Source organism: Amycolatopsis sp. NPDC114503 (genome assembly GCF_055633655.1).
Window position 1 is genome coordinate 697,108 of record NZ_JBVKDT010000004.1, and the last position, 23,647, is coordinate 720,754.

A 23,647-nucleotide genomic window follows, 5' to 3' on the forward strand; every position below is an offset into this window, starting at 1 on the left:
GAGGACCCGATGGTCGAATTCTTCACCGGGCTGCAGCCCCTCGAAGCGGGCGAAACCAGCCCGGACGCCCTGCTCGCGCGAGTCCGGGAACTGGACCGTTCCGAGGTGGTCGACCGCGTCCTGGTCGGGTATTCCTCGACCTGGCCGCACAATCACGCGACCGCGCCGTTCGCCCTCGCGCTCACCGAGAAGTTCTCGCCGATCGTCGCGCACCGCCCGGGCGTCATGCCGCCGGCGGCCGCCGCGCGCTACTTCGCCACGCTCGACGTGCTCGCCCGCGGGAGGCTCGCGATCAACGTGGTCGTCGGCGGTTCCGACAAGGACCTGCGCCGCGAATCCGACGACCTGCCCAAGGCCGAGCGCTACCGGCGCGCGGTCGAATACCTCGACGTCGTCCGGCGCACCTGGACCTCTCCCGAACAGTTCGATCACCACGGCGAGTACTACACCGCCGAGGCGGTGAAGATCCTGACCAAGCCCGTGCAGGGCCAGGTGCCGATCTTCATGGGCGGCGAAAGCGACGACGCGGTCGACTTCGGCGCCCGCCACGCCGACCTGTACATGCTGTGGGGCGAGCCGTTCGCGGGCACGAAGGAACGCATCGACCGCGTCCGCGACGCCGCCGAGCGGTACGGCCGGAAGATGCGGTTCTCCTTGAGCCTGCGCCTGTTCGTCGGCGACACCGACGACGACGCCTGGGCCCAAGCGCGCGCGGCGGAACGGCAGATCGCCGAAGCCTCCGGGAAGTTCCTGCGCTCGTCGTCCACCGACACCTCGGTCGGCAGGCAGCGGGCTCTCGCGCTGACCGACGAGGAACTGCACGACGACTGCTTCTGGACCGGGCTGACCAAGCTGCTGGGCGGGTTCGCCAACTCGCAAGCGCTGGTCGGCACCGAGGAGCGCATCCTGAACACGTTGGGCACCTATCGTGACCTCGGCGTCGACGCGTTCCTCGTGACCACCGGCGCCGAAGCGGCGTGGGACCCGGCCCTGGAGGGATTCCTCGCCCTGGCGAAGAAGGAGCTGGCATGACGCGTTCGGTCCCGCGATCCGAAGACCTCGCGGCGGAGACCGTCAGCGGGCTGATCGCCGAGCGGGCACGGCAGCACCCGGACAAACCCGCGCTCGTGGTCGACGGAGCCGAGCTGACCTACGGCGAGCTGGACCTGGCGGTCTCCGAGGTCGCGCGCGGCCTGCTCGCCACCGGCGCCGCGCCGGGCGACTCGGTCGGCATTCTCCTGCCCAACCGCGTCGAATACCTGCTCGCCTGGTTCGGCGCCGCCCGCGCCGGGCTCGTCGAGGTCCCGGTCAACACCGCCTACAAAGGACAGTTCCTCGACCACGCGCTGCGCAGTACCGGCGTCCGGATCCTGGTCACCGAGCCCGCGCTGCTCGGCCTCGTCGCCGACCTCCCGGACCTGCCGGACACGCTGACCACCGTCGTCGTGCTCGACGACGCCGCGCCCGGCCGCACGCCGCCGGGGGTGCGGGTGCTGGGCTGGCCCGAATTGTTCGCCTCCGGCGACCCCGCCCGCGAGCTTCCCGCGGTCGGCCCGGCTGATCCGGTCGCGGTCATGCTCACCTCCGGCACCACCGGACGCAGCAAGGGTGTCGTGTACCCGAACCGCATGCAGGTCGTCGCTGCCAAGGAATGCGCGCAGCAGATGGGGACCACCGCCGACGAGCGGTTGTACACCTGCCTGCCGCTGTTCCACGGGGCGGCCCAGGTCAACATCACGCTGCACGGGCTGTTCGCCGGCGCCACCGTGGTGCTCGGCCGCCGGTTCTCCGCGAGCCGGTTCTGGGACGAGATCCGGGACGGCGGGGTCACCCAGTTCAATGCGCTGGGCTCGATCCTGCCGGTGCTGCTGGCCCAGCCTCCGTCCGAAAGCGACCGCGACCACCGGGTCAAGCGAGTGTTCGCCGCGCCCGCTCCGCCGCAGGTGCTGGAGCCGTTCGAGGAACGGTTCGGAATCCAGGTCGTGGAAGGCTACGGGCTCACCGAAATCAAGAACGTCCTCTACAACCCGTTGGCAGCGCGCAAGATCGGCTCGATCGGCTTGCCCACGGAGTCATCGATCCTCGAGGTCCACGACGACTCCGGGAACCGCGCGGCGCCCGGGCAAGCCGGGGAGATCGTGTACCGGCCGCGCGAGGCGAACATCATGTTCTCCGGCTACCGCGGCGAACCCGAGGCCACCCTCGCGACGATGAAAGACCTCTGGTGGCACACCGGCGACCTCGGCTACACCGACGAGGACGGGTACTTCTACTTCATCGACCGCAAGAAGGACGCCCTGCGCCGGCGCGGCGAGAACATCTCCTCGCACGAGGTCGAATCGGTCCTGCTCGCCTACCCCGGCGTGGTCGCGGCGGCGGCAGTCGCCACGCCGTCGGAGCTGGGCGAGGACGAGGTCCTCGCCGTGCTGCAGCTGGAATCCGGGCGGAGGCCGGACTTCGCGGAGCTGTTCGCGCACTGCGACCGGGCCCTGCCGCATTTCATGGTCCCCCGCTACTACCGCGTGCTCGAGCAGCTGCCCGTCACCCCGACCGGCAAGGTCCGCAAGACCGACCTGCGCGGCCAAGGCCGGGGCGAGGCGTGGGACGCACAGGCCGCCGGACTCACCCCGACCCGCCATGTCTGAGCGGAAGGCGGTGCGCATCCGCGAAATCGCGCCACGCCTGACATTCCAGGACCACATTGCGCCGACCGAGGTCAAGGTCGAGCTTGTGCAACGGCTCGTCGACGCCGGGGTCCGCGCGTTCGAGCTGTCTTCGTTCGTGCGTCCCGACCTGATCAAGGGACTCGCCGACGCCGAGGAGGTTTTCGCGGCTGTGCGCGGCACTCCGGGCCTGCACCTCGGCTGTTGTGTAGGCAACGTCCGCGGCCTGGCCCGCGCGATCGACGCGGGTGCGGACAGCGCGTCGTTCCTTCTCTCGGCAGACGAAGATTTCGCCCGCGCCAACATCGGACGCTCCACAATGGACTCACTGGCCGAACTCGAACGCATGGCCGCTTACGCCGCCGGCCACCGCCTCCAGCTCGGCACCTACGTGATCTTCGCCTGGGGCGGCCCGACCGGGCCCGCCCGCGGCGCCGACGAACTGGAACCGCTGGCCCGCCGGCTCCGCGACCTCGGCGTGGACCGGTGGATTCTCGCCGACTCGTCCGGTTACGCGGCCCCGCCGCAGATCCGCGACCTCGTTTCCGCCGCGCTCGCGCACATACCGGCGGAAAACCTCACCGTGCAGATCCACGACGCCCGCGGCATGGGCCTGGCCGCCCTGCTGCCCCTGCTCGACCTCGGCGTGCGGAACATCGACACCGCGCTCGCCGGCAGCGGCGGGCATCCGGCCATGCCGGGAGCACAGGGCGGTGGAATCTGCACCGAGGACGCCGTCCAACTGCTCGAATTGTCCGATGTGGACACCGGAATCGACCTGCCGCGCCTGATCGCCGCCGCGAACTGGCTCGCGGACGAACTCGGCGTGCCCGGCAAGGGTTTCGTCCGGCGCACCGGACCGGTGCCGGACCGCCCCGGGCAGCCGCTCGCCTTCCGCTGGTGAACCGGGATCTTCTCCCGGAACCGATCATCGCAACCGGTCAAGGAGGACCAGTGCCGAACATTGTCGTCGCCGGAGCGGGCCTGACGGGGCTCGCCGCCGCGATCTCCGCCCGCGAAGCCGGAGCGGACGTCGTCCTGCTGGAAAAGGGCAGCCGTGCCGACGTCGGAGGGAACGCCGCGTTTTCCGGCGGGCTGTTCCTCTTCTGCTACGACGGCCCGGACGACCTCACCTCGATCACCCAGGACTTCGAACCCGGCATGCACGCCGAGGAAATCGTCGCCCCGCCCTACACCCGCGAGGCCTACGCAGCCGAACTGACCGCGATGAGCGACGGCCAGGCCGACCCGGAACTGGTGGCAGCGCTAGCGGAACGCTCGCTGGACACCGTGCGGTGGCTGTCCGCGAAAGGAGTGCGCTTCACCTTCAACCGGACAGTCGGAGCGGGCGTGCGGGACGGCGTGCTGCACATCCCGCCCGGGCAGATCCTGACCAGCACGGGCGAGGGGATGTCGCGCGGGTTCGAGGTGATCAAGCCGCTGCTGCGGTACGCCGAGCAGATCGGCGTCGAACTGCGCTGGTCCACCCCGCTCGTCGACGTCGTCCGCGAAGGCGAGCGGGTCACCGGCGCGCGGACCGCCGACGGGGTGCTTCCGGCGGACGCGGTGGTGATCGCCAGCGGCGGATTCCAAGCCAGCCGCGAGTTGCGGCTCCGGCATCTGGGACCGCAATGGGAGAACGTGAAACTACGTGGCACCCGCCAGGCGACCGGCGACGGCATCGCGGCGGCGTTGCGGGCCGGGGCCGGTCCCGCCGGGATCTGGTCGACCTGTCACTCCGCCGCCGTGGACCCCACCATGCCCGCGCCGGAGCGCAGCGAGGCGTCACCGCCGTTCCCGCTGCACGGGTTCTGGCTCGGGGTGCTCGTCAACCGGGACGGCGAGCGGTTCGTCGACGAAGGGCCCGGCCCGTGGGTCAAGAACTATTCGAAGATGGGCAAGGCGATCATGGGCCAGCCCGGTCGCGAAGCGTACGAAATCTTCGACCAGCACGCCGCGGCGCGCGTGGCGGACGAGTTCGCCGGGGCCGCGGTCCCGGTCACCGCGCCGACTCTGCCCGCGCTCGCCGAGCGCCTCGGCGTGCCCGCCGAGGCGCTGGTCCGCACCGTGGAGGAATTCAACCGTGCCTGCCGGGAAGACGGGAGCACGAACGGGATCGAGCCGGCCAAATCGCAGTGGGCCGTCCCTCTGGACCGGCCGCCGTTCGTCGCCTACCACGCGGTGGCCGGGCTGACGTTCACCTTCGGCGGCGTGCGAATCGACCCCGACGGACGCGCTTTGGCTTCCGACGGCGCACCCGTGCCCGGGCTGTACGCGGCGGGCGAGGCCACCGGCGGCCTGTTCTACGGCGACTATCCCGGCGGCGCCGCACTGATGCGGGCAGCGGTGTTCGGCCGTTCGGCAGGCCGCACCGCCGTGACCGAGGCTCTTCAGCGCAGCTGAAGAGCGTGCAGCAGGCCGGACGCGGACGGCCGATCGATGCACGCGAGGATCGCCTCGCTGCCCGCCCGGCCGTAAACCTGGTCAGCGGCCGCATGAAACCGCCGGACAATCTCGGCGGCGGTCATCGAAGGGAAGGTGTCCTGTTCGGCGATGAGCACTCGCCCGTCGTCGAGCAGGACACGCACCCAGGATCCGTTGCGAGCCGGAAATCGCGCCGTCAGCTCGGGATCCGCGACCAGCCGGGAGCGGGCAGCGAGCCGGTTCGCCTCGGGATCGGCCGGGTTTCGCCAGTTCCGGTCGAGAATTCCGCCGGACGCCAGCACCGAAGCCACGCTGAACTGCACGCTCAGCTGCGCGGCCACGACGTCGGCGATCGGGCCGCTGTTGTCGCAGCCGGGATACCGGACCGCCTGCTCGGCAAGCCCGATGCGGACGGATTCGACGCGGGCCGGATCGGGACGGTGCCGCCGCACGATCTCCTCGGCGAGCTGGCAAGGCCCCTGCACGTAGATGCAGGCCGGCGCGGGCTTGTGCACGATGTCGCGGATCGCGAAGCCAGGTCCCCCGGCGAGCCGGTGCGCCCGGCCCCGGGCGCCGAAGGCCGCGAGCAATCCCGCCTCGCCGTCGACCGCCCCGCCGGACGCGGTCAACCCGGCGGCCGCCAGCAAAGCCGACTCGACGCCGGTCCGCGCAGCCATCGCCGAATGCAGCACATGCTCCTGCGTCGCGGCCCGCGCCCAGTGGTTGAGGCCGCACGCCGCGTTGGCCGCCATGCCAAGCGCCGCCCGGGTCGCGACCTCGTCGAGAGAGAGCAGATGGGCGCACGCGGCAGCAGCAGCGACCGGGCCGAGCACGCCCGTGGGCCGGAAAGTCGCGGCGATTTCGGACGTGATGACAGCCGAGCCGAGGCGGCACATCACCTCGTAGCCGACCACCGCCGCGGACAGCAAACGCCCGCCGGACACCTCGTGCTGCCCGGCCAAGGCCAGCAGCGCGGGGAACACCACCATGCCGGGATGCGACGAACTCTCGACGTGCGTGTCCGTCCGGCCGGTCGCCGCCGCGGGCACGCTGTTGAGGTACGCCGCCGTCGGGGCCGCGGCACCGAGGACGAACGCGGCATCAGCGTCGGGATTTCCCAGTGCGCGCAAGGCAATGCGGCTCTCGCCGGAAGGCACCAGAGCCGCGGACAGGAAGTCCACCAGGCATAGCTTGGCTTTGTCGAGAACGTCCTCCGGCAGCAGTTGTGTGGTGGTCCCCACGCAGAAATCCGCCAGTTCTCCCACGAGGTCTTCGCCCATGGTTGATAGTATAAGCATGCTTACGCTCAATACGCATGCTTACGGAGGCGTCGCGATGCTCTACGAACTGACCCATCTCGCACTGAAGCTCTACACAGTCCCCAAAGCACTGCCCGCCCTGGAGGATTACGCCACGAACGCGACGGCGCGCGGCAGGCTGCTCGGCTGCTGGGAGACCGAACACGGAGAGATCGTCGGCCGTGTGCTGCTGCTCCGAGAGTTCGAGGACGCGGCCGCACTCGCCGAAGAACGGCAACGGATCCTCGCCAGCGCCAACCCGTTCGGGGTCGGCGAGCACCTGGACTCGTTCACCGTCAGCAGCTACGCGCCTTTCCCGTTCCTCCCGCCCGTGCAGACCGGGCACTTCGGCGACGTCTACGAATTCCGCACCTACGAACTCAAAGTCGGCGGCCTGCCGCCCACCATGGCCGGCTGGGAGGCCGCGCTTCCGGAACGCACCAAGCTTTTCCCGCTCACCACAGCGATGTACGGCCTGGACGGCATCCCGCGCATCACGCACATTTGGCCGTTCCCCAGCCTCGACGGACGCCTCGCCATCCGCCGCGAGTCCTACGAACGGGGAATCTGGCCGCCGGAGAACGGTCCGGAGAACATCGCCCGGGCGACTTCGAGCATCGCCATCCCGACGGCTTTCTCACCGCTGCACTGAACTGAACGGCCGGCGGGCGCGGTTCGTCTTCTCGAGGTGCTTCGGCCGCGGGTCGGTCCGCTGGGCCTTGACGTTGACAGCACCAGGAACGTTCACGCGGCCACGACCTGCCTGCGCACGGTTCCGGGCTCGATCAGCAACCTGAAGCTGCCTCAGGACGTCGCGTGCACTCGTCGAGGAACGAATCGACATATCGAGCGAGGCCAACCACGCCAGCATCGATAGCGGCCAGCGCGGTATCGCCGCTACCTCAGTAGACCGGCAAAATCGACGCTAAATCGCCCCTGCTTCCGGACAGAAAAAAGCCCAGGTCTAAGACCTGGGCTTTGGCTCCCCCGCTTGGACTCGAACCAAGAACCGTCGCCGCGGACTACTCCTGGCAGCCCGCGCACGCCCGGACGCGATGATCGCAGCTTTTGGAAACGGTGCCGTTCCCTCCGGAGCAGGCGCGTCCAGTCGCGTCTGCGCACATCCGGGAGCGTGGGCACCTTTCCCGTCTTCCCCGATCTGCAATCCGGCCGGCGTGGTCTCAGCCGTCGCGGTTGCGGTGCCGACGATGGGCGTCGAAGGTTCGCCGAGGAAAGGACGAACTCCGCCGAAGCCGATGCCCAGCTGTGCCGTTCGGATGGACGGGCCAGCAGTCGCCATCCGCCGCGCTAGGCCTCAGCAACGACCAGCAGGCGCACGCATCCCGCTTGTGCCGCCGCCAGAATCAGCCCGACCGCGTCAAATCTTGCTTCGGCGAAGATGAAACTCCTACCAGCGAGCGCTGACCGAGGACCGTCATTCAGCGAGGCACACAGATCCGCGTCGCCGAGGCGAGGCCGCCCGAAAACCCGATACCGACGCGCTCGCCAGTATCGGTTGCGTGCACTGCACCATGCCTGTGCTTATGCCGTGCCCACCAGCACTAGCAACGCCGGCACCACCTTTACCTATGTGCGCGCTGATATCCACGAAGTCGCCGCCGCACTCGCAGCGCTGGCCTGAGAACCACAGCCACTCGCAGCCGAGGAGACCAGTGCCCCCGCCGAATCCGCTGACCTCCGCGCAGCCCGGGTCACCTGCCTCTGCTGATTGACCCGATGGTCGTTGCGTTACTGCCGAGACGGCGACCAGCTGCGACGGAGGCCCGCCACGCGAGTCAGTGGTCGAGTTCCTCGAGCAGAGCACGGGCGTCCAGGTCACCCCATTCCGCGCCTCGCTCCAGCACGGCCCGGGCCTCCGCATCGCGGCCGAGTTCGGTCAGCAGTTCTCCCAGCCCCAAGCTCCAGCCGGGTTCGTCGGCTTCGAACGCCAGCCAGAACTGGCGCTCCGCGGCGGCCACGTCTTTCTTGTCGTCCCAAAGGAACCATGCATACGCTTGATGCGCTTTCCTCGCGCCGGCCGCGATCCCGCGCCGGAACAGAGCGTCCGCCTTGTCGAGCTGACCGGCTCGTGCGTAAGCGACAGCCAACGCTGGATATACCGACGGCCGTTCGGGGTCGGCGTATCGCTCCCCCGCCTCAATCGCCGCAGGCAGGTCCGACAAGTTGTCGGCATACGTCGCGACAAGATTCCCCGGGGCCAGCACATCGCCGTGGTCGCACGCCCGCCGCAGAACCTCGACAGACTCGCGGTAACGCTCCTGCTCGCGGAGGAATACGCCGTAATCGTTGAGTGCGGAAATATCTCCCGCTTCGATCGCGGCCCGGTAAGCCCGGTCAGCGGTCCTTGCCTTGCCGACGTCGGAGGCCAGCGAAGCCAACAGGCTCCAGAGGTCGGTCCGGCCTCGCTTGACCGCCTTCTTGATCAACCGGACCGCCGCCGCCGGGTCCGGAGAGCCCACCAGCGCATATGCGAGTTCCCGGAGAGCTTCCGGCTCGTCGAGCTCGACGGCCTGCTTCAACAGGGCGATGGCTTCATCGTTCCGCCCTTCGTACCGAAGGTCGATCGCCCGGTCGGTGAGCGGACTCTCCTGCGAGCTCAACGCCTGCTCCTTCATCGACAGCTGCCCGGTCACGGCCCAGACGCTGCCCACTCTACGGCGCGGTGGCATGGGCGAGAGAACTCAGGTCCTCCCGCCCGTACCGCCGTTTACCAGCTGAACGCCATGCCGTGGTGACCGCGGTTTCGCTTGTTGGGATTCACCGGAATGTGCCGACGACCACCATGTTTGGCGGCGTTCTGGTGCTTGTCCGAGGTCGACTTGCTAGCTCCCTTGTGATGTGGGTTCCGCCCGGACTGGTTCAACGAGAGTTTCTTCTTCTTCGCGAAGGCAGTCCGCATGGCGACCCGTGCCTTGCTCGCCTTGCTGCCGAAGCGGGCAACAGCGCGGGAGCCCGCCTTCGCTACTCTGCTGACGACCTTGACCGCTGTCACCGCGGCGCTTACGTACTTGGCAGCTCCCATGGTGACGGCGCTGGCCGCATACATCGCCGCGCGGCCCCAATTCCCCTGAACCGCGTTGCCGACAGCGGCGACCCCGCTGGCGATGGCTCCGATCGGGCCGGGAACCCAGGAGACCACCTCCGCGACCTTCGTGACGGCGCTGATCAGCGAACTGAACCAGCCGTGCCCGTCCAGGTCGAGGGCGTTGATGGGGTCGCCGGCGACGTAGTCGTAGTCGTTGGCGGAGCCGCCTTCTTCGGGGTCGACGGAGAGGAACCGGCCGAGGAGCGGGCTGTAGGGGCGGGCGCCCATCTGGATGAGCGACAGTGCGCCGGTGTGCTCGTAGGGTCGCTGATACTGGCCGAGCCAGCCGTAGTCCATCGAGCCTGGCGAGTTGTCCGGCACGTTCTGGGTGTCCACCGCGCCCGACGGGGCCAGGGGCTGGCCGTAGGGGTCGTACGAACGCAGTTCGCCGACCTGGTGTCCGGCGGCGTCGGTGGAGAGGACGAGGTCGCCGCGGACGGACGGATGGTCGTAGTTGGGCGTGAACGAGCCGTCATTGCCGAGTTTGCTGGTGTAGAGAACGCCACCGGGCAGCGCGAGCGACAGCGAAGTGAGGCGGTTGTCGGTGTTCAGGGTCAGGTCGGGGGTGTCGCCGTCGCCGGTGAAGCCGTATCGGGCGACGGTGTTGTTGTCGCAATCGCGGGGGTCACGGCGGACGATGCGGTCGGTAGCGTCGCGGGTGTAGGCGATGTCGGCGTTGAGCGCCGGGGCCGAGCCCGTGGTGCGGGCTCCGGTGTTGCGGCCGGAACCGTCCCAAGTGAGGGTCGTGGTGCTGCCGTCGGCGGCTTTCCAGCTGGTGGTGTTGCCGTCGGCGTCGTAGGTGAACCCGGTGAGCGCGGCGGCGCCTTCGGTGGACAGGAGCCGGTCGGCCGCGTCGTAGCAGTAGCGGGTTTCCGCGGTGCCGGAGGCGGTCTGGTCGAGCAGGCGCATCCGGTTGGTGTTGAGGCCCGCGTTGGCCTGGGTGCCGGTGGGGCAGGTCGCGGATGCGGTGGAGGTGTAGTCGTAGGTGTAGTGGTGCCCGGTGACGTAGGCCTCGGTCAGGCGTCCCGCACCGTCGTAAACGTAGTTCGGCGAGTTGGGCCGGGCGTCGTTCCCGGCGAGGGACTCGTCGATGATCGTGCCGGCCGCGGTGCGGCCGACTTGGGACACGATGTGCTTGTTGTCGCTGGTTTTCCAGTCCAGCGACAACGGCCGGGCGGCGCTGTCCTTGCCGACGGCGCTCAGGCTGGTGCCGTTTGCGTACGTGACGGACGCGAGTTCGCCGGCGTTGTCGTAGGCGATGCCAGCAAGCACCGTGCTGTCCAGCTTCTGGCTCTGGACGCGTCCGGCGTCGTCGTAGGCGAAGGTGAGCGTGTGCGGTGCGTCCGCGCTGTTGGGCGGGGTGATGGTGCTGGAGGTCGCCCGTCCCGCCTGGTCGTAACCGGTGACGGTGCGTACGCCGTTGACGTCGGTGTAGGCGACCGCGCGGCCGAGCAGGTCGGCGGTCGTGGTGATGGTGCCCTGCTCGTCGGAGACCGAGGTGGTGAGCGGGTCGCCGCCGACGGCGTAGTCGTGCTTCACAGTGCGTGCCGGCGACGTCGCCGACGCGGGGACCCGCTCCTCGACGGGCCGGTCGCGGTTGTCGTAAACAGTGCAGGTCCAGTCGCCGCCGGTGGCTTCGGCGACTACCCGGCCGCTGGCGTCGTAGACCTGTTCGTCCACCCGTGCCGGGCCGGTCGCCGGCGCGGTCGAGGTGACCAGTTTCGCCAGGCCGCCCTGGTTCACCGGTGCGCTGCCCGCGGCACAAGGGTTGGCGCGGGTTTCGGTGTCGCCGTAGTAGGCGTAGACGGTCTTGGCGCCCGTGGCCATGGTCTTCCCGGTCTTGCGCAGGAAGCCGGTGCCGGGGGTCTCATAGGAGACCGAGCCGTTGATCTTCAGTCCTGCCGGGTTGCCCTGCCCGGACGTGGCCAGGCCGTAGACGGGGTCAAGACCGTTCTCGTCGAACCGGGTAGTGGCGGCCTTGTCCGGCACGCCGTCCGACTCCGACGCTGTCGTGGAGGTCTTCAGGCCGTAGCGCGGGTGCAACGCGCTGCCTGGAATGAGTTCCTCGGCTTTGCCGGGTGCGATCCAGTCGAGGTCGAGTTTGGCGTAGCCGCCGTTGTCGTAGTAGTCGACGCGGATCTTCTTGGCCTGGCCCGCGGCGTCGCTGTGGACGGTCGCTTCGCGCCAAGCCGGGTTGCTGACCTGCCAGTAGTCCATGACCAGCTGGTCGTCGATCCACATGCGGATGCCGTCGTCGACGTTGGCCCGCAGCTTGTAGTCGCCCGCGGCGGGGAAGACGATGTCGCCCGTCATGCGCAGGGAGAACGAGTCCGCGCTCAGCCCGGGGACGACGTCGTTGCTGTACTCCCACGGACTCTTGATGCTGCCGTCCGCCGGGCCGATTCCGGTGCGCCAGACCTTCGGCGCGCCGGAGAGGGTCGGGTTGTCGTAGAAGGCAGCGGCAAGGCCGTTGATGCCTTCGTCATACCTGGTGTGGCCCTGCGACATTCCGCAGGTGCCGTTGGGCTGCTGCCCGGTGAAGCAGGACGCGGGCGCGGGACCGTAGGAGTCGGTGGGCCGGTCGGCGTAGTCGTAGACCGTCGTCGTCTTCCGCCCGGCAGGGTCGGTGGTCGACAGCGGCAGGTCCTTCGGATTCCACTCCTGTGTCGACGTCTTGCCAGCTGCGTCTGTTGTGGACAGTGTGCGGTCGGCGTCGTCGTAGGTGACCTTGCTCGCGAACCCGGTGGCCGGGGTCAGTCCGGCGGTGTCGGTGTAGCTGGTGCGGTTGGCGGGGTCGTAGCGGTAGGTCGTCTTCGGGCGTGGCTGTCCGGGTGCGGGGGCGGGTTCGGTGACGTTGGTGACCTGGGTTTTGCCGTTCTGGCCCGCGTATCCGATGGTGGTGTAGTAGTCGATCAGGTTCCGGCTCGCCGGGTCGGCCGCGACCCAGTCCGCGGCGAGCGGGCTGCGGACAGCGGTGACGCGGCCGCCTTCGTCGTAGAGGTAGTCGTTGCTCTCCGCACCAGGGTCTTCGATCCGGGCGAGGCGGCCCTGGACGTACCAGAGTGCGGTGTCGGTGCCGTCCCAGTAGCTGACGCGGCACAGCATCTGCGACGGCGGCAGCGCGTCCGCTCCGGCTGGGACCTTGATGCTGCCGTAGCAGTCGTCGCCGGCGCGGTTGTAGTGCAGCGTGTGCGCGCGGCCTGAGACCGGGTCCTTGATCTGAGTCAGCCGCGCGGGCGCGCCGGTGTAGATGTTCTGCAGCGCGGCGGGTTTGCGCGAGTCGACGGCCGAGGATTGGGTGTCTAGCTTGCCGTCGGCGCGGAAGGCGAACACGTCGCCGCCGTCGTGCAGGGTGACCCGGCCGCTGGTGTCGAGGGCGAGGACGCCGTCTTCATTGTCGGGCGGGGTGTAGCCGCCGGTGCTCTTCTTGGTCCAGGTGTGCTTGGCGCCGGTGGCGTCGGTGAGCACGATGTTCTGGTCGGTGATCTTGGCTTCGGTGTAGCTGGAACCGTCACCGTCCAAGTCTGCGGAGAGGGTCCATCCCTGCGGGAGCGCGGGCAGGTCGTTGGTGAACAGCCAGTCCGCCGGGACGATCTGCGGCGCGACGGTCGTGTTGTCGGCGGTGCGGACAAACAGCCGCATCTTCGCCGCGCCGGTGGCTTCGGCGTTCTCGACCTTGATCGGCACCCGCTGCCCGGCGGTCAGCGTGACGTTGGTCGACTGGGTCCAGTTGACGTCGCTGGGGACACCGACGTCGTAGACCTTCGCGCCGTTGACCCACACGACCGCGCCGTCGTCGTGCACCCCGGCGAACTGATAGGTCCCGGCGACCGGGGCCTGGAAGAAGCCTTCCCAGCGGGTGACGAACCAGTCCGCGGGAAGCGCGGGCGGGAACGGCGAGTCGGTGCCCCAGTCGACGTTGACCTGCGGCTCGGTCCGCACCAGCACCGGCTGCTGGGCATCGTTGATCAGGCCGTTGTGCGAGAGGTCGACGAAGTAGGAAGCCTTGAGGCCCTTGGTTTCCCGCTGCTGGGAGTTGAACGTGAAGCTCAGCCCGGCGTTGCCGCCGACGGTGGTGAACGACGGGCTCTGCTGCGACAGCGACGCGTTCCCGTTGGCCAGGTTCACCGTGACCGGGCCCGCATCGTCGGTCGGAGACGGGCCGTGGTCGCCGATGCGCTGGTCGGCTTTCAGGTGCCCGACCCAGGTCGGGGTGATCGTGGTGGAGCCGCTGAACGTCATCGCCTGCCAGGTGTAGGCGACGCCGTCCTGCAGGACCCCCGGCGGGATCGTCCAGGTCGGAGTCGGCAGGCAGCCGGACTCGACGACCACGCCGGACTTCGCGTCCGAACCCGTCGCGACGCGGAAGCAGTACTTCACCGCGTCGCCGTCCGGGTCGGTCACCGGCTTGACCGACAGGGTCGGGGTGAGCGTGGTGACCACCGAGTTGTCCGCCGGAGCGACCAACGTCGTTGCGGGAGCGGGGCTTCCGGTGTCGACGGTCAGGGTGGCGTTGAGGTTCTTGTACGTCCAGACGCCCGGGTTCTCCGCGCCGGTCAGCATGAAGGAAACGTTGCTGTCGCGGGCGTTGACCCGCTCACGCAGGAACGTGGTCAGAGCCTGGCTGGAGAACGAGCCGACATCCCCGACCAAGCCGCTGGCCAGGAACGGGCCGACACCGTTGAAATTGTTGTCCGACGCGTGGAACAGGTTCGCGTTCCACGTCTTGACCGAGCCGACCACGCTCGTATTGCGGGTGACGTCCACAGTCGCGCCGACCACTGTCTTGCCCCACAACGGCGCATAGTCGAAATGCGCCACCGTCCGGTTGTAGGTGTCGCCGTTCGCCTGGCTGTTGCCGATCCGCAGACCACAGTTGGTGCAACTGCTGCCGTCAGACCGGAACGAGTAGGAGTACTGCACCCCGAACGTCACCGTCGGGTCGACCGACACCGGGTAGACGCGCTTGGGGTCCTTCAGCCAGTTCGCGTCGACCGAGACGGTCAGCCACCACTCGTCGCCGGTCTGCTCGAGACCGTAGGCGCCGCCGGTCATCGCCGGTGCGGTTTCGCCCTTGCCCGCCGAGTCCCAGGTTTCCACCGGCGGCAGCACGATCTTCGCCTTGCCGTCCTTGTCCAGCAGCGAGACCGATCCGGCCTTGGCGTCGAGCTTCGGCGTCAGACCGCCGGTGTCGAGCTTGAATCGCCAGCTCGACCGGCCGTCCGCGGGCGGGCGCTTGAGCTTGATGGTCTCCTTCACCGCACCCGGCGTGACCTCGTACTCCAGATCCGTGCCCGCCGCGACCTCGGGATAAGTCACCGAGTCGCCCTTCACCGCAGCCTGCGAGGGAGCCGCCTGATCCAGCGCGAGACTCGCGGTATGCCCGGCCGACTCGACCTGCAACACCGCCGGGTCATTCGCCTTGCCCGCCAGCGACGGGCTCAACGGATGCTGCTCGGCATCCGACCGCTTGGTCGCCGGGTCGGCCTTCAACGTCGTGTCGACCGGCTGCCACGCGCCCTTGTCGTCCTGCACGTTCATCGGCTGGTTCGACTGCCGCACCGAACGCGTGCCGTCCGGGTTCTCGTACTCCGTCGCGAACATCGACCGCGACACCGGCTTCGAACGCTGCGGATCGAAATGCGTGCCAGCGCCGCCGTCCAACCGCGACAGCCCGGAGAAGTCCGCGCTCGACGGCTTCGCAAGCTGGGGCGCGCTCGGCGGCGGCGACGGCAGGAACGGGACGTCGTGCGGATCGACTCTCGCCGGGGCCTCCGCTCGCTTCGCGGGTGCGGCGACCGCTTCCGTGGTGCCGGCCAGCAGCACCGCGATCAGCAGCACCAACACAACTCTGAGCACCTGGCTCTTTTCGGCAGCACGCGACAACCTGCGCACGACGAATGTCCCTCCCCGCGACGCGAACTCCAGCTCGCGCCAACCCGAAAGCCCGGCACCGACAGCGCCGCGCAACACCGGCCGGAAGCGTTCATGCCCGTTGGCCGGGACAGCCGAAATATCTCGTTCATCCGGTCTGCGAATCAGTCATCGCTTCATCCGCATCCTGTCGTTACATCCGGAACAGAGAGCAAGGACACTCTTGTCCAGACCACCCCGGACGCGGTAAAAGCAGCAGGTCACCCCTGCAGCGCACGGCAGACGGGTTCGGCAAGCAGCCGACCGGGTGACACCCACTTCGCCAGAAGAGACCTTGACCGTGCTCGGTTCGCCCCCGGCCGCTCTGCCCGCTGTCCGGAGATCCCGCAGCTGGGATGCATCGCCCGCTCCCAGCGCCCCTCCGCCAAAGCATGGTGTTCCCTGCAGTAGCGCCGACCATCGGACGCCTTCGGGATCGTGTCGTCCTAGGTGCAGCGGCAAGCGGCACAAGTCCGACGACACTTCGCGTCAGTCTGCGCTTTCTTGGTCGCCGACATCTCCACAGCGTCGGCAATCGCATATATCTCTTTAAGTCCGGAGCGGGACTTCAGGGTCGCGAGGGCAGGCTGCAAGCGGGCACGCGCCAGCCGACGCGACTTGAGCTCGGCAATGGTGGCCAAGACCGTCCGGGGCACGGTTTCGGGCGTGTAGACCGGCGTAGGCCCCGCGTCGTGCGGCCGACGGGTCACATTCCAGCGGGTGGCGGAGATCGCCGGGACTGTGCCCAGCGGATGCTGCAGTGTCGATGCGGTGAGGGCGAGACGAACCCGGTGAACGCGGCGCGGCCGCGGCGGCTTGAGGGGCGACAGGATCACGCCTTCACGGACCTGCGTGTACCCGCTGCCGGTGCCACGCACAAGGACCCCGTACAAGTTCTCCCACGGTGTGTCATGCGCCAGCACTTCGGGAAAGACCGAATCCGACAACTGGTCTCGCTCGGCCAGCAGCGCCAGCTCCGGTGTCTTCAGGGTGGGGCCGGTTGCAGCACTGCGTTCCGCGACCAGGTCGGCGAACTCAACGCCTCCGCATCGCGAGAGAATGCGGCAGGCATGAACGCGTAGTGCGCATTCATGCGAATTTTCCTGGAGCAGAACTGTAGCAGGTCCATGGCCCCAACGCCGCCGAGCAGTATTGAACTGCGCTCAGGTGCGGTCAACTGCGGCGGCCGTCCTGCGGGTTCTCGATAACCGCAGGTCAGGGACTTGCCCGGCCCACTCTGGCAGTGAGGGGGTCAGGGGTTCGAGCCCCCTTAGCTCCACCGTGACGAAACACCGCCTGCAGGATCAAAAGGTCCTGGCAGGTCGGTTTTTTCGCGGTGACATTTATGCAGCCGAAGTTCAGTTACCGTTCAGTAGCTGGAGCAACACTGGAGCAAGCCCTGACCCCATTTCACATTGGGCGCATGCTCCGCTCCAGGACATGTCGCCAATCGGACGATTGTCCCGAGGTTTCTTCGGCTATTGCAACCGACGCCTGCCGCGTGACCACTCAAGCGGCAAGCAAACCAGTCGCGGACCGGCCAGCGCATTGAGGCCGGTGACAAGTTGCGCACGCACCGCGGCCCGCATTGACATCAGCCCGCGTCGCCAGCCCGGTCCAGGAGCGCCGAAGTGTGCCCCGCGGACGTGGACCTGTCGAGTCCTGCAAGTGCATTCCGGAGGACAGGAGACCGTGGAGCGATCCGCGGAGAAGAAGGACAGGCCTCGCCGTCATGGTCACATGTCACGTGACCATGACGGTTGCCCAACTCACAGCCAGGGGCCAAGCTGCTCATGATTCTCGACGCCCTGGCGCGCAACCTGACCCAGCCAGTCATACCTGAGCGGGTCGCCAGCCAGGCAGCCCGTTCCAGTTTTCGTCGTTCGACCAGACCGTTAGCCGGAAATTTCCTTGCCAACCACGGGACATAAAGGACAATAACCCAGGGTTCGCCGTCCAGCAAGGAAGCCAGGCTTTAACGATAATCCTCATGAGGAAGCCACTTACCGTCCCCCAAATGCGTAGACGGAACCCGAAAAATTGGCTCCTCGTAACCAAAATTCATACGCATGATATTGTCTTCACCTGGATTGACAAGCACTTCCCAGATCACGTTGACGGCCCCACCCAGATGCTCGGTCCACTCAAAAGAACCTCGATCCCAGAATACCACCGGCCATTGATTCGGGTCAGCAGGCTTGGTCAGCCAAAAGAGCTTTCCGCCATCGGAGTCGTTAGCCCAAGGGAGAAGACCGCCAGGTTCGGGAAACAGCCGGTAATCTGTTCCCTCCATGAATTCTCCTCCCCCATAAGAAAATGCCCCGAGCACACCCTGGATGTCGTCGCGAACGAACGCGTCCAGGTCAGTACGTGCGTCAATGGGATTATTGAAGGAGATACTGTTGCGGAAGAAACCTGATGGAAACCGGGACATCAGGTCTTTGTAGTCGTCAGGGAACCCGATGCCTACAGCCCGCTCAACTTCCTCCCAACTCCTGCCTTTACGGATTCCACCAGTCCATCGGGAGACCTCGGCGAGGTCGTCGATCGATCGCCATGCTGATGGTTGGTTCATGTTTCCTCGCTGGTTCAACGAACGCGTGCAGTGTTGGGCGAAATGCTATCAGGAGCAGAAGTCGATCTTGGTGTTAGGCGAATTTCCGCTTTCGACGTTTTCTACGACGGCCTGGCAGCGGTAGCCGTTGTTGCCGATGGCATCGATGAAGATCCACTGCGGCACCGCAGCCGTGCTGCTGGGGTACTGGACCCTTACACGGTAGATGATCTCCGTGTTGCCGTTGGAGCCTAGCGCGTTGGCTACGGCTCTTTCGATGCCGCTGATGAGCGGATGATTGGTCTTGATGTATTGGTTGACGATGTTTTTCAGCGGACCTGAGGCGCTGAATCGCCGTGGGATCAGGTGACCACGCTGAAACTTCGCCCTGTCAAAACCGGCGGGATCTGCCCGATAGCTCGGGCCCTGCTTGGGGTTGACGACGCACTCAATGCCACCGACTGCGCGCAGGTTCGGTTCACCGAGGTAGGTGAACGGCTCCGGATCATCGTTGAGGGGAACGTCTCTGGGCATGGCACCGTTGGCGCACTCGTCGAATTTTTTCTTGTCCTTGATCGGGTCGAGCCAGAGGCCAGGGTCGGCGTTTACGCGGGGTGCGGGTTTCTTGAGCTCGTCTTCTTTGTCGACGACGGTGCAGACCTCTCCCCCGCCGCCGGCTAGTGCAGGTGCGCGGCATTTGATGAGGCTTCGGACGTAGTTGCGGAGGTTGGTGGTGATGCGGCGGGCGGCGACGACGGCGTCCTTGAACGACCGGATGCCTTTGACGATGCGGACGGTGGCGGAGACGGCGTCGGGGATTTTGGAGAGGACGGAGATGAACTTGAACAGGGGCAGGGCGTTGACGACGGTCATGATGCAGGCGATGAAGTCGCCTTCAGTGAAGCATTTCTTGGCGTCGGTGTAGCCGATGAGGTCGAGCAGGACCTGCCCGCCCTGTTCGGTGATGAACCCCATGAGGCCGGCGTTGGCCTTGGCTCGGTTGTTGTTGTAGTCGTCGACGCCTTGCTGGCCCTTTTCCTTGCGGAGGACGGTTTCCTCGTCCGCGGTGAGCGCGGGGACCTCGCTGTCGTCGTTGATCGCCTCCTCCGCGGCCTTGCGCTGCTCTTCCTCGTCGGCCTTGCGCAACTCCTCTTGGAGTTTGGCGAGTTCGGCTTGGATGTCCTTGGCGTCGTTGGCCGCGTTCTTCGCCCGGGTTTCAGCGTCGCGGGCGTAGTTCTCGGCGTTGGTGGCCGCGTCGTTGGCGTCCTTGGCGTGCTGCTCCGCCCGGTCTGCTGCCGCACGCGCGGCCTCGGCATCCCTGGCGGCTTGCGCTGCCGCCTGTTGCGCCGCAGCGGCGTCCGCAGCGGCGCGGGTGGCCGCGGCGGAGGCTTCGTTGGCTGCCCGGGTGGCGTTGTCGGCGGCGGTGCGGGCGGCGCGGGCGTCGGCTTCGGCCTGGTCAGCGGACAGTCCGGCCAGGGCGGCGTCGGCTGCGGCCTGGTTCGCTGCGGCGCGGGCGGCTTGGGCGTCGGCCTGGGCTTGGGTGTCGACGACGTTCGCGTCGGCGGCAGCCTGACGCGCCCCGGCGGCTTCCTTCGCGGCCTCGGCCGCAGAAGCCTGAGCATCTGCCGCGGATCGCGAGGCGGCGGACGCCGAGTTGGCGGCGTCGGCGGCTGCCTGGTAGGCGGGAGCGACTTCGCCCGCCGCGTTCTTTGCGGCTTCGGCGGCAATGCGGGCGCGTTCGGCGGCGTCGTTGGCCGCGGCCTGGGCGGCGTCGACCTGGCTGGCACCGGTGTCGCGAGCCCGGTTGGCGACGTTCTGCGCGAAGTCGGCGTCGACATCGGTACCCGCGAACGGAGCGGCCATACCAATCGCGGAGTCGGCCGGGTTGGCGATGCCGGACGCGGACTGCACCGCCGCACTTGCGGCGCGGGTGGCGATGCCCGCTTGCAGCGCGGCGGTCGAGGCCTCCACCGCGGAGGCGTTGGCCTCGTCCTGGGTGCGCTGCGCGGCCTCCAGCGCCTGTGCGGACTTGACCGCAGTCTGCTGGGCGAGGTCGGCGGCGTTGCGAGCGTTCTGCGCCGCGCGCGCTTCGGCAGCAGTGGCATCGGCTGCAGCGGCGTTGGCGCGCATCGCGGCCTGGTGAACGAGCGCGGCCTCGGATTCGGCGCGGGTGGCGTCCTGGTCCGCGCGGGCAGCGGCGGCCTGGGCTTCGGTAGCGGCGACCCGAGCCCGCTCCGCCGCCGCTTCCGCGTCGTCAGCGGCGGCACGGGCCTGGGAGGCTGCGGCCTGGGCGCGGTCAGCGGCAGCGCGGGAGTTGCTGGCCGCGGAGTTGGCCTGGATCGCTGCGCTGCGAGCGTTGGCCGCGGCGGTGCCGGCGGCGTCGGCGTCCGACCGTGCTTGCCTCGCGGCCGCAGCAGCCTGGTCGGCGTCGGCACGAGCCTGGTGCGCGGCGTTCCAGGCACGGTCCTTATCGGCCTGGGCAACCTCGGCCATGCCCTGTGCTTTTTGCGCAAGGGCCTCGAGGATCTCGGCCTTGCGGTTGAGGGTCTCCGCGGACTTCGCCACCTCGGCGGCGTAGTCCCGGGCCTGGTTCGCGTTGGCTTCCTGGGTTTGCGCGTCGGTGTCGGCGTCGCGGGCAACCACTTCCTGGCGGCGGGCGTCCTTGCTCCGGTCAGCGGCGATCTGTTCCTGCTGCTGGGCGGCACCACGTTTCTGCGCGGCGATGTCGGCCTGGCCTTCGGCTTCGCGGCGTTTCTGGGCGGCGACGTTGGCTTCGCGCACCGCGATGTCGCGCTGCTGGGCGGCTTCGCGCTGCTTGGCCTCGGCCTCAGCGCGCTTCGCGGCGGCCTGCTGCCGGTTGGATTCGGCTTCGGCGCGTTTGGCCGCGGCGATGTCGCGCTCGCGTTCGGCGGCGGCGCGGGAGTCCTTGACGTTCTGCGCGTGCTGCTGCGCCTGATGCAAAGCGGCGAGCGCGTCGGCGTGGGACTGCTTGGCCCGCGCGGCGGCGGTAGCCGCCGCGGCAGCCTGGTCGGCCGCGGCCTGTGCCAGCTGCTTGGCTGCGGCGGCGTTCACCTCGGCGTTGGCGCGCCACTGGCGGGCGTTTTCCTCGTGTGCTTTGGCTTTTTCCGAAGCGTCGGTGGCAGCGGCGTCTGCGGCGATCGCGTCGACGGCGTGCGAGGCGGTGTCGGCGGCTTGTTTCGCGGCGGTCGCGGACGCGCCCATCGCCTGCACGACCTTCGCCCATTCCGAGCCGTGCGGCATCCCGTTCTGCACCACGATGTTCGCCTGCGCCACCGCCGCACCCGCAGCGGCCTGCGCGTTCTGCGCGTCGGTAGCCGCGTTGGCGACGTGCCTGGCGACTTCGTCCTTCGCCCGCTGGTACAGCTCCGCGTGATAGCTGTGCCCGGCCTGGTCGGCGGCGAGGGTGTTCGCGATGTCGCGGGAAGTGTTGGCGGCGGCGGTCATGTCGTTCGCGGCCCGTTCCAGCGCACGGACCCCGTCGGCGTGGGCGGACAGCAGGTATCGGCGCGCGGCCATCGCCCGCACCGTGCGCTGAGCGAGATCGGACGCGGCCTCGGCCTCCTTGCGCTGCTTCTCCAAATCCGCCAGATGCTTCTCGCGCGCGTCGGCGTCGCGTTTCGCGGCCTCGAGATACCCGGTCGCGAAGAACTTCTCGATCGCGGCATCTCCCTGCGCCAGCGCGGCTTTCGCCGCCGCCGACACTTCCGGCCTGCCAAGGTCGGTGACCATCTGCACGTATCCGCGACGCCGGGCCTTGTATGCCTTGTCGAAAGCGTCGTTCTTGCGGTCCTGCTCGGCCGCGATGTCGCGTTCGTAGGCGAGGAAGTTCTCCCGGGCGCGGGCATCGCCCTTCAACGCCCGATCCACAGCCGCGTTGAACTCAGGGCCGCCCTGCCCGGCCAGCGGCTCGATCAGCGCGCGGTTGGCCGCGTCCGCGTCGGCTTTCCGTTTCCTGGCCTTGGCTCTGGCGTCCATGTTGCCGTGCGCGAAGAACTCGTCGATCGCGCCCGCGTCGCCGGCGTCGGTACGGCGCAGCGTCTCCCGCGCGGCGTCGCGGACCTCCTGGTCCTCGTCGTGGTCGGCGATGTCGGTGACCAAGTCCCGCTGCATCTGCTTGATCAGCGCGGCGTCTTCGGGATCCAGTCCCCCCGCCGCGGCCGCATGCGCGGCGACCGCAGGCGGCTTCTTGTCCGGCGGCTGCCACTGCCCGTGAGTCGCCGTTGCCGCCGACGCGGCGGCGGCGTTCGCGCCTTCCCCGGCGGTCACGGCCAGCAGGGCGGCGGTCATCGCGACGACGAGGCCCCGATGCCATCCGGAGGTCGTCGCGGCGTGTCTTCTTGGTCTTCTGGACAGTCTGCGCACAGCAACGCACCCCTCGTCGACAGAACAGAGCGCACGACACCGCCCCGGCGGAGCCGCGGAAGATCAGCGGAGAACGGGTTCAGGCGGGTTTCGACATCCGGTCGACCCCGGCCTGGGCCTGGCCCGAGACGTCGGTCCAGTGCACGGTCTGCCCGGTCGCGAACGAGCCCTCGCCGGTCCAGGCAGTGCGGTTCTTGTTCGCGGACGCGGTGATCGCGGCCCAGACCGGGGCGGTCTCCCCGGGGCCGTCTACGGCACCATCGGAGCCAAATACGCCGAATTCGGCAAGGAAACCGGTCTCCTCGGCTACCCCGTCGCCGACACCGCCAAGACCGCCGACGGCAAGGGCGAATTCATCACCCTCAGCAACGGAGCCTCGATCTACTGGTCCCCCGCCACCGGAGCCCACGCCGTCTACGGCGACATCCGCCTCAAGTGGCTCTCGCTCGGCGCGGAGAAATCCTTCCTGGGCTTCCCGACCAGCGACGAACTCCCCCTGCCCAAGGGCCGCCGCAACACCTTCGCCGGCGGACGGATCGACTACAGCAGCGAAAGCAGCCTCACCATCGCCTACTCCCTCGTCACCGTCACCGCCAAAGCCGTCGAATTCAAGGGAGTCCAATCAGGACGCTGCATCCAGATCGCCGGAGTCGGCAACGACGCCAAAGCCGACTTCGCCGGAGCCGAACTCTGGGACTGCTCCACCGCCGCACCCAAACAGATCTGGGACGTCGTCGACCTCGGCGGCAGCAAATACGCCCTGAAGAACCGCAACTCCGGCAAATGCCTCGACCTCTACGCCGCGGGCGCGGACAACGGCGCGAACATCGCCCAGTACACCTGCCACAACGGCGCGGCCCAGCAATGGGAAATCACCACCGCGCCCGGCAGCGCCGTCGCACTCCGCAACGTCGCCTCCGGCAAAGTCATCGAAGCCGCAGGCAACCAAACCGGAAACGCGACACTCGTCCAGCAATGGATGGACCTCGTCCACCCCAACCAGCAATGGACCATCATCCCCGTCTGACCCCACAACACCTCGATGAGCCGGTCGCCGCCACTGTGCGCGGCGACCGGCTCTCGTCGTTCATGCAGAAGTCCGGCCCGACAGCGCGGTTACCGGTGCGAGCGCAACCAGGTCTCCGCTCCCGCACTGCTCGCCCCGGCGGACGGGCATCCCACGGCGACCGGGCCTAGAACCCAGCACCGCGCCCAGACAGCCATCCCCCGCCACGCGCGGTCGTCGGACAGCGTCATGCTTCCGACAGCCGCGTTCCCGTCGAACCGGAAGGGCTTCGAGCAGCCG

General features: G+C 68.3%; 12 protein-coding genes. 6 read left to right on the forward strand and 6 right to left on the reverse strand.

Annotated features, from left to right (window positions below):
* The first annotated feature begins 9 nt into the window (after positions 1-9).
* The 4 genes from ACZ7OI_RS20295 to tcuA are packed head-to-tail and all read left to right on the forward strand — an operon-like array spanning position 10 to position 5,066.
* Complete coding sequence (locus ACZ7OI_RS20295; protein WP_470265740.1) at positions 10-1,032, forward strand: LLM class flavin-dependent oxidoreductase; 1,023 nt, start codon at positions 10-12, stop codon at positions 1,030-1,032.
* Positions 1,029-2,645 (forward strand): AMP-binding protein, encoded by a 1,617-nt coding sequence (locus ACZ7OI_RS20300; RefSeq protein ID WP_470265741.1) that lies wholly within the window; start codon positions 1,029-1,031, stop codon positions 2,643-2,645. The genes ACZ7OI_RS20295 and ACZ7OI_RS20300 overlap by 4 nt, the downstream gene beginning before the upstream one ends.
* Complete coding sequence (locus ACZ7OI_RS20305) at positions 2,638-3,567, forward strand: beta/alpha barrel domain-containing protein (RefSeq protein ID WP_470265742.1); 930 nt, start codon at positions 2,638-2,640, stop codon at positions 3,565-3,567. The genes ACZ7OI_RS20300 and ACZ7OI_RS20305 overlap by 8 nt, the downstream gene beginning before the upstream one ends.
* 50 nt (positions 3,568-3,617) lie before the next feature.
* Positions 3,618-5,066 carry an FAD-dependent tricarballylate dehydrogenase TcuA gene (gene tcuA, locus ACZ7OI_RS20310; RefSeq protein ID WP_470265743.1) on the forward strand — a complete coding sequence of 483 codons (1,449 nt, stop codon included), beginning with the start codon at positions 3,618-3,620 and terminating at the stop codon, positions 5,064-5,066.
* Here the strand turns inward: tcuA and ACZ7OI_RS20315 are convergent.
* Positions 5,054-6,367 (reverse strand): MmgE/PrpD family protein, encoded by a 1,314-nt coding sequence (locus ACZ7OI_RS20315; RefSeq protein ID WP_470265744.1) that lies wholly within the window; start codon positions 6,365-6,367, stop codon positions 5,054-5,056. The two genes, tcuA and ACZ7OI_RS20315, sit on opposite strands and share 13 nt — an antisense overlap.
* A gap of 16 nt (positions 6,368-6,383) precedes the next feature.
* On the opposite strand from ACZ7OI_RS20315, the gene ACZ7OI_RS20320 reads away from it, so the two are divergent.
* Positions 6,384-7,037 (forward strand): NIPSNAP family protein, encoded by a 654-nt coding sequence (locus tag ACZ7OI_RS20320; protein WP_470265745.1) that lies wholly within the window; start codon positions 6,384-6,386, stop codon positions 7,035-7,037.
* Between the two features lie 1,144 nt (positions 7,038-8,181).
* Here ACZ7OI_RS20320 and ACZ7OI_RS20325 read toward each other — a convergent pair.
* From ACZ7OI_RS20325 to ACZ7OI_RS20345, 5 genes are all read right to left on the reverse strand, one after another.
* On the reverse strand, positions 8,182-9,039 hold the full coding sequence (locus ACZ7OI_RS20325) for a tetratricopeptide repeat protein (protein WP_470265746.1): 858 nt from the start codon (positions 9,037-9,039) through the stop codon (positions 8,182-8,184).
* Positions 9,040-9,113: 74 nt separating this feature from the next.
* Positions 9,114-15,350, reverse strand: a complete 6,237-nt coding sequence (locus ACZ7OI_RS20330) for a PA14 domain-containing protein (protein ID WP_470265747.1) — start codon at positions 15,348-15,350, stop codon at positions 9,114-9,116.
* A 500-nt stretch (positions 15,351-15,850) separates the two neighbouring features.
* On the reverse strand, positions 15,851-16,351 hold the full coding sequence (locus tag ACZ7OI_RS20335; protein WP_470265748.1) for a hypothetical protein: 501 nt from the start codon (positions 16,349-16,351) through the stop codon (positions 15,851-15,853).
* A 1,028-nt stretch (positions 16,352-17,379) separates the two neighbouring features.
* Positions 17,380-17,979 (reverse strand): SMI1/KNR4 family protein, encoded by a 600-nt coding sequence (locus tag ACZ7OI_RS20340; RefSeq protein WP_470265749.1) that lies wholly within the window; start codon positions 17,977-17,979, stop codon positions 17,380-17,382.
* Positions 17,980-18,027: 48 nt separating this feature from the next.
* A complete protein-coding gene (locus ACZ7OI_RS20345; protein WP_470265750.1) occupies positions 18,028-22,341 on the reverse strand; it encodes a DNA/RNA non-specific endonuclease in 4,314 nt (1,437 codons plus the stop codon).
* 139 nt (positions 22,342-22,480) lie between these two features.
* On the opposite strand from ACZ7OI_RS20345, the gene ACZ7OI_RS20350 reads away from it, so the two are divergent.
* Positions 22,481-23,368 carry an RICIN domain-containing protein gene (locus tag ACZ7OI_RS20350; RefSeq protein WP_470265751.1) on the forward strand — a complete coding sequence of 296 codons (888 nt, stop codon included), beginning with the start codon at positions 22,481-22,483 and terminating at the stop codon, positions 23,366-23,368.
* Positions 23,369-23,647 lie beyond the last annotated feature (279 nt).

Bases quoted from the DNA above. Each gene is read 5' to 3' on its own strand.
- ACZ7OI_RS20295 (WP_470265740.1), top strand. From the start codon at position 10: ATGGTCGAATTCTTCACCGGGCTGCAGCCCCTCGAAGCGGGCGAAACC.
- ACZ7OI_RS20300 (WP_470265741.1), top strand. From the start codon at position 1,029: ATGACGCGTTCGGTCCCGCGATCCGAAGACCTCGCGGCGGAGACCGTC.
- ACZ7OI_RS20305 (WP_470265742.1), top strand. From the start codon at position 2,638: ATGTCTGAGCGGAAGGCGGTGCGCATCCGCGAAATCGCGCCACGCCTG.
- ACZ7OI_RS20315 (WP_470265744.1), bottom strand. From the start codon at position 6,367: ATGGGCGAAGACCTCGTGGGAGAACTGGCGGATTTCTGCGTGGGGACC.
- ACZ7OI_RS20320 (WP_470265745.1), top strand. From the start codon at position 6,384: ATGCTTACGCTCAATACGCATGCTTACGGAGGCGTCGCGATGCTCTAC.
- ACZ7OI_RS20340 (WP_470265749.1), bottom strand. From the start codon at position 17,979: ATGAACCAACCATCAGCATGGCGATCGATCGACGACCTCGCCGAGGTC.